The following is a 6,000-nucleotide window of genomic DNA, read 5'->3' as shown; positions in this document are numbered from 1 at the left end:
TCAAAGCTAAAGCCGAAGAACGCTAACGATCCGCGCGCGCAGACCCTGCACTAAATTTAAAGTTACGGGCCCGCGCACGCTAAACCTTGCAACCTAAAGAAGGGGTACTTTTTGGACGCCGATAAGGGGTCCCGTTTAAACGCCGATTGACACCATGTTCATTTCTCAAAAGTCGTGCAAACGTGCCACGTTCACAATAAGCGATAAAATCTCCCGAAGCAGTTTGACCGCCAATTACAGTGCGCTTCCATTCTAATTTAATCATCGTTCCGGGTTCCCATAGCTTATGAAGTTTCCGGTTCTATTGCCGCATTTGCTGCATACGATTCGTTTTTCCAGTTCTTCCAGCGTCTGCCATTCACCAAAACGCACGGCCATTAAGGGCGCTGTCTTCTCGTAGTGGTGATTGCATTTCGCACAGGTGAACCGGACGACATTGGTGTGTCTCAGATTCTTAAGGACGGTTTTCATTTAATGACGGTTGGTTTCCAGCCGCGAGCAAAGCCCATCGACATTGCAAGGCTGGCATACTCGATCTCTTTGACGAGGAAGTCGCGGTCTTTTAGAAGCGATTCGATTGCCGCTCGCACATCGCCTTTGTGATAGGCAAGGACGAGCTCAATTTCATTGTCATATTCATTTTCTTGCGCAAACGCATTCATTGTACTGCTCCGTTAAAAAGCAGATACACACGCCAATCGTATATCTGTGTTAGTCTCGACCGCCATCGATGTTCTTATTTTGTTCATACTAATGAAAGAGTCAAGCATGTTGCATTCCATGTTGCGTGGATTTGCCGGACATTTTTGTAACTAGTTGTAATTGCAGGTAATCTATTTGTGACAAGATGCAACATGAAATCAGGCTGTAGCTAACCTGTGATGTATCTTAATGTATTGTTTTTGTTGGGAAAAATGTTGGAGGCCTCACCCGGAATCGAACCGGGGTGCAAGGATTTGCAGTCCTCTGCGTAACCACTCCGCCATGAGGCCATCCGTAAGAGGCATGTCAAATCAGCAAATGCTCTCTTGAGAAGTTCCAATATTGATAGAGATGCGCTTCGTCAAGGCGTTACCGGCGCGTGAGAGACTTTTCTCCAGCACTTTCCTAAAGGTATTGTGAAAAGGGGCTAATCTTCTGGATCGCGATCCGGCGGAGTCTGTGGACGTGCAAGGCTGCCTTTGGAAAACGTGTAGCCTGTTTCCACCGCATTATTTCCAAACTTGTTGCGCAGACGGTCAATAGCGCCTTCCGTGACAGCACGCTTTGTAGCCTGCGTATCGACAAGGTCTGGCGGATCGGCACGGTCATCCGTGGAGAGCTCACCAACGCCAATGCCGAGCAATCTGAATTTGGTCCCATCCAGTTCTTTTTCGAGAAGCTGCAGACCTGTGCGGAAAATACGGTCGGCAAGCTTTGTCGGGTCCGCCAGCTGTCGATTTCGCGTGCGCAGTTTGAAGTCCTGAGTTTTGAGTTTAAGCACGATCGTGCGCCCCGCAATATTGCCGGACTTCAGGCGTCGAGATACTTTTTCCGACAGCGCTCGTAGCACAGGCACGAGGTCGCTCGCTTCAGAAAGGTCTTTGTTGAACGTTGTTTCAGCCGAAACGCTTTTCATATCATGTTCAGGTTCAACTTTGCGGCTATCCTGTCCACGCGACAGTCTGAAAAGCCGCTGGCCCATTGTGCCATAGGCTTTCATAAGTGTGCCCTCATCCATGGTTTGAAGCTGGCCTATGGTGCGAATACCGTCGCTCTCAAGCTTCGCATTGAAGGATTTTCCAACCCCCCAGATCATGCTTGTTGGCTTGTCGCGCAGAAATTCAAGTGCCTCTGCCTCGCCTATGACAGAAAACCCACGGGGCTTTTCAAGATCTGATGCGACTTTGGCCAGATATTTGCAATAGGACAGCCCCACAGAGATCGTGATGCCGATCTCGTCTTCGACTCGCTTGGCAAAGCGCGCCAGTATGATCGCCGCAGGCGCACGGTGCAGTCTTTCTGTGCCGCCAAGATCAAGGAATGCTTCATCAATGGATATGGGTTCGACGAGCGGCGTGAGATCATGCATCAGCTGGCGAACTTCACGTCCGACACGTGCATATTTTTCCATATTCGGTGTGACGACGACAGCCTGTGGGCAGGCTTCCAGAGCTTTATACATCGGCATGGCAGAGCGTACGCCATGAATGCGGGCTATGTAGCAGGCCGTGGAAACAACACCGCGCTTGCCGCCACCGATAATGAGCGGCTTATCGCGAAGGTCGGGATTGTCGCGCTTTTCAACCGAAGCATAAAACGCATCGCAATCCACGTGGGCGAGTGAGAGTTTGTAAAGTTCGGTATGCCGCACCAGACGCGGGCTGCCACAACTACGGCAACGCCGCGCAGACTCAGCCTTTTGCAGCGATAGACAATCGCGGCAGAAGCCGAACTCTGGACTGTTAACGGCAAATGGCTCGGTCATGGCTGTGTGCGGTTTGATGAACATAAAAGGAACATCGTTTATAGCACCAATGTACGATAATGCTATCGTCACTCTGCTATCCTGTTCGCTCTGCACTTGACATTGGCAAAGATATCACCAAGTTTAGCAGTATGAACAATCGTTTTGCTTCCATACTCCATCGGGTTCAGCCGATCACGGGATAGCAACCCTCGAGTCCTGCTTAGCGCAGAGGATTCTGGGGGACGGTTTGCCGCTCACCTTCAAGCGGAATTACTAAAAGCGCTTTCTTTAAAAATTCAAACAGTTGCTCCGGGCCAGTCGAGTTACGGAGGACAATCATCATTAGGCAGCAGTGAGCTATCGTCATGAATGCAAAGAATCGCAAAAAGCCAAAGATCGTCGTCAGTGATCTTGATCACGAACGGCTGACAATTCTGGCCGGCAACGTCTCCGAAAAACTGGAGGAGGTTGCTGAGGAGTTACTGCAGGAACTGGACCGCGCCAAGGTGGTTCCGTTCAAGAAATTGCCGGCAGATGTCGTTCACATGGGGTCGACGGTCGAGTTCCGCTCCAATGATGGACATGAGCGTAAAGTCACGCTGGTTTATCCGGGCGAGGCCGATATTGCGCAGGGTCGAATCTCTATCCTGACACCAATTGGTACAGCATTGATTGGTCTTACGCCGGGACAGTCCATGTCTTGGGTTGCACGTGACGGAAAGACGCATGAGCTGAGTGTTCTCAGCGTGTCGCACACCGAAGCTGCAAGCGCCTGATTTTCTTTTAGAGCGCATCCCGGAAACTGTGAAACAGTTTTCGGACAAAGATGCGCGTTAAAATAAGGGATCAGAGCGTTGATCTGATTCAATCAGATCGAAACGCGCTCTAAGCGATAGAACTGATAAGGCCCTGTTTTTGCGGGGCTTTTTATTAAAAATGTTGGTTTAGTCCGCCCGGCAGAAGTACCGCTGCTTTTTCAATTGTCACCGGGTCACGCGCGGTTTCCTGGCAAAAACGCATCAGTGTGGGTTCGTGTCCAAGATAAAATTGCAGAACGCCAGCCAAAAAGCCGGGCTCCTGGGCCGCGGAGCGGATTGAAGAAGCCTCTATACCGGTCAAAGCGAGAAAGCGGGACATCAGTTCCTTGTCTTGTGCGAGCCACATCAGCGCTTCAACTGCAACGTTTTCCGCATCCGTCTTGCTCATGAGCGTCTTCATGGGCTGTCTCCATTCTTCGAATATGCTTGCTTTTATCCCCCACGCTTCAGTGCTTCAATGCAAGATGGAAGGAATATTTGCCTTTCGTCAATGAAATGCGCTTAAACTCAGGAATTCCATAGGGGTGTAATGGGCAGATCAACCTGTCTTGCGACGGATAAGAATTAGGCCAGGGAATATTCGATGACTAAAACTGTGATGATCGTCGAGGACAACGAACTCAATATGAAGTTGTTTCGCGATCTTATCGAAGCCAGCGGATATGAAACCATCAGGACCCGGAATGGTCTTGAAGCGCTTGATCTTGCCCGCGAGCATAGGCCCGATCTCATTTTGATGGATATTCAGCTTCCTGAAGTCTCCGGTCTGGAAGTCACCAAGTGGCTTAAGGATGATGACGAACTCAAGCATATTCCGGTGATTGCGGTCACGGCATTTGCGATGAAGGGAGATGAGGAGCGCATCCGGCAGGGCGGCTGCGAGGCTTATATATCAAAACCTATTTCGGTTCCGCGTTTTATCGAAACCATAAAATCATATTTGGGAGACGCTTAGAGCGGTCTTTATTATAAGGGCACAGAGGGGGCGGGAATTGGGGGCAGTGTATTATGACAGCAAGAATTCTCGTCGTTGACGCTGAGGAAACACACGTAAAGCTGCTCGAAGCGCTGCTGCTGAGCGAGTATTACGAAGTTATTACAGCCAATAATGGTGCTGAGGCGATTGAAATCTGTCTTGGTGGTCAGATTGATGTGATCATTCTCGATGTTTTGATTCCGGGTATTGAGGGGTTTGAGGTTTGTCGTCGTTTGAAGGATGATCCGCGAACGACCAATATTCCTGTTATCATCCTGACCGCGCTCAGCAGTGCGGAAGACAAGATCATGGGGCTTGAGGCGGGAGCGGACGATTTCATGTCCAAGCCGGTCAAGGATTCCCAACTTCTTTCACGTGTGAAAAGCCTTGCCCGGCTTAGAATGGTGTCTGACGAGTTGTTTCAGCGCACCGGCACTGTGGCGGATACGGAAGTGGAAGCTCTGCTTGCGGCGAAACTTTCCGGTCGCTTTGGGGCCGGTGAGGACGCAGCGCGCATTCTCGTGGTCGATGAGAACGAGCTGGCAGCCGCTCGGCTGCGCTTGATTCTGGGCGAAGATTATTTTGTTGATGTTGCGCATGATGCCAATGACGCTCTCATCAAGGCGATCGAGAACGACTATGACAGCATCGTCATTTCGGCAGACTTCATCTATTACGATCCTTTGCGGCTCTGCTCTCAGATGCGCACCATTGAACGCACGCGGCTTGTTCCCATCATTCTTATTGTGAATGAAGAAGAAGGCTCTCTGGTGGTGCGTGCGCTTGAACTGGGGGTGAATGATTATGTGATGCGTCCGCTGGAGAAGCTTGAGCTTTATGCGCGGCTGCGGACGCAGATCAAACGTAAATGTTATAATGATCTTTTGCGGCAGAGCTTGAACCGTACAATCACCATGGCGGTCACGGACAGCCTCACTGGGCTGCATAACCGCCGTTATCTGGATACCCACATGCCGGTGCTATTGTCTCGCGCTATGGGGCGTGAGCGGCCATTATCAGTCATCATGGTGGACTTCGACCATTTCAAGCGCGTCAATGACAAATACGGTCATGATGGCGGTGATGATGTACTGCGTGAATTCTCATCGCGGTTGCGCACGCAAATTCGCGGCATGGATGTAATGTGTCGCTATGGCGGCGAAGAGTTTGCTGTGGTGCTTCCCGATACGGATCTTGCATCTGCTGCGGCCGTCGCGGAGCGTCTGCGTGAGGCAATCGCTGCGAAGCCTTTTGTGATTGCGCGCGGCAAGCATGAGATCACCATGACGATCAGCATCGGGATTGCAGCCTTGCGGCTGATGGGGGGGATAGTGTTGAAGCGCTTTTCGCACGCACCGATGCAGCTCTTTATGAGGCCAAGAAAAAAGGCCGCAACAGGGTTGTCCTGTCGGCTGCATGATATTGAATAAAAGCCAACAAAAAAGCCGCCTCGAAAGAGACGGCTTTTTGATTCCTGCCAGTGGACTGGCGTCGGAAACGAATTACTTGATCTTCGTTTCCTTGAACTCGACGTGCTTGCGCGCAATCGGGTCGTATTTTGTCTTTGTCATCTTATCCGTCATCGTGCGGCTGTTCTTCTTCGTTACGTAGAAGAAGCCGGTGTCAGCGGTCGACAAAAGCTTGATCTTGATGGTCGTAGCCTTGGCCATATCGAAATACCTGCTCTTTCATGATTAAACCGCTGCGAGTCTCGCCAGTTGGCCAGAAGCGGAAATTCGGCGCGACACTACGGATTA

At 50.7% G+C, this 6,000-nt stretch carries 6 protein-coding genes, 1 tRNA gene and 1 pseudogene; 3 read left to right on the top strand and 5 right to left on the bottom strand.

Features of this window, described 5'->3' with window-relative positions; genetic code table 11:
* Nucleotides 1-467 precede the first annotated feature (467 nt).
* The 3 genes from VBH83_RS16895 to VBH83_RS16885 all read right to left on the bottom strand — a co-directional run bounded on the left by VBH83_RS16895 (nt 468) and on the right by VBH83_RS16885 (nt 2,467).
* Nucleotides 468-662 carry a hypothetical protein gene (locus VBH83_RS16895; protein ID WP_396998733.1) on the bottom strand — a complete coding sequence of 65 codons (195 nt, stop codon included), beginning with the start codon at nt 660-662 and terminating at the stop codon, nt 468-470.
* Between the two features lie 256 nt (nt 663-918).
* Nucleotides 919-992: transfer RNA gene (locus tag VBH83_RS16890), tRNA-Cys, on the bottom strand.
* A gap of 137 nt (nt 993-1,129) precedes the next feature.
* Nucleotides 1,130-2,467, bottom strand: a complete 1,338-nt coding sequence (locus VBH83_RS16885) for a DNA polymerase IV (RefSeq protein ID WP_265986697.1) — start codon at nt 2,465-2,467, stop codon at nt 1,130-1,132.
* Nucleotides 2,468-2,814: 347 nt separating this feature from the next.
* Here VBH83_RS16885 and rnk point away from each other — a divergent pair, with 347 nt between their 5' ends.
* Nucleotides 2,815-3,225 carry a nucleoside diphosphate kinase regulator gene (gene rnk / locus VBH83_RS16880; protein ID WP_265986645.1) on the top strand — a complete coding sequence of 137 codons (411 nt, stop codon included), beginning with the start codon at nt 2,815-2,817 and terminating at the stop codon, nt 3,223-3,225.
* Between the two features lie 154 nt (nt 3,226-3,379).
* On the opposite strand, the gene VBH83_RS16875 is transcribed toward rnk, so the two are convergent.
* Nucleotides 3,380-3,667, bottom strand: a complete 288-nt coding sequence (locus VBH83_RS16875) for a DUF3572 domain-containing protein (protein ID WP_265986644.1) — start codon at nt 3,665-3,667, stop codon at nt 3,380-3,382.
* A gap of 183 nt (nt 3,668-3,850) precedes the next feature.
* Here VBH83_RS16875 and VBH83_RS16870 point away from each other — a divergent pair, with 183 nt between their 5' ends.
* Together VBH83_RS16870 and VBH83_RS16865 are read left to right on the top strand one after the other, a co-directional pair.
* Nucleotides 3,851-4,222, top strand: a complete 372-nt coding sequence (locus VBH83_RS16870; RefSeq protein ID WP_265986643.1) for a response regulator — start codon at nt 3,851-3,853, stop codon at nt 4,220-4,222.
* Nucleotides 4,223-4,275: 53 nt separating this feature from the next.
* Nucleotides 4,276-5,663 (top strand): annotated as a pseudogene (locus tag VBH83_RS16865) (PleD family two-component system response regulator).
* Between the two features lie 82 nt (nt 5,664-5,745).
* On the opposite strand, the gene rpmG reads toward VBH83_RS16865, so the two are convergent.
* Nucleotides 5,746-5,913 carry a 50S ribosomal protein L33 gene (rpmG, locus tag VBH83_RS16860; RefSeq protein ID WP_140903472.1) on the bottom strand — a complete coding sequence of 56 codons (168 nt, stop codon included), beginning with the start codon at nt 5,911-5,913 and terminating at the stop codon, nt 5,746-5,748.
* Nucleotides 5,914-6,000 lie beyond the last annotated feature (87 nt).

The organism is Ochrobactrum sp. S1502_03, assembly GCF_044435015.1.
Lineage (GTDB): Bacteria > Pseudomonadota > Alphaproteobacteria > Rhizobiales > Rhizobiaceae > Brucella > Brucella chromiisoli.
The sequence above is the reverse complement of the archived record's forward strand: the minus strand, read 5'-3'. Positions and strand labels throughout refer to the sequence as shown.

Bases quoted from the DNA above. Each gene is read 5' to 3' on its own strand.
- VBH83_RS16895 (WP_396998733.1), bottom strand. From the start codon at position 662: ATGAATGCGTTTGCGCAAGAAAATGAATATGACAATGAAATTGAGCTC.
- VBH83_RS16885 (WP_265986697.1), bottom strand. From the start codon at position 2,467: ATGACCGAGCCATTTGCCGTTAACAGTCCAGAGTTCGGCTTCTGCCGC.
- rnk (WP_265986645.1), top strand. From the start codon at position 2,815: ATGAATGCAAAGAATCGCAAAAAGCCAAAGATCGTCGTCAGTGATCTT.
- VBH83_RS16875 (WP_265986644.1), bottom strand. From the start codon at position 3,667: ATGAAGACGCTCATGAGCAAGACGGATGCGGAAAACGTTGCAGTTGAA.
- VBH83_RS16870 (WP_265986643.1), top strand. From the start codon at position 3,851: ATGACTAAAACTGTGATGATCGTCGAGGACAACGAACTCAATATGAAG.
- rpmG (WP_140903472.1), bottom strand. From the start codon at position 5,913: ATGGCCAAGGCTACGACCATCAAGATCAAGCTTTTGTCGACCGCTGAC.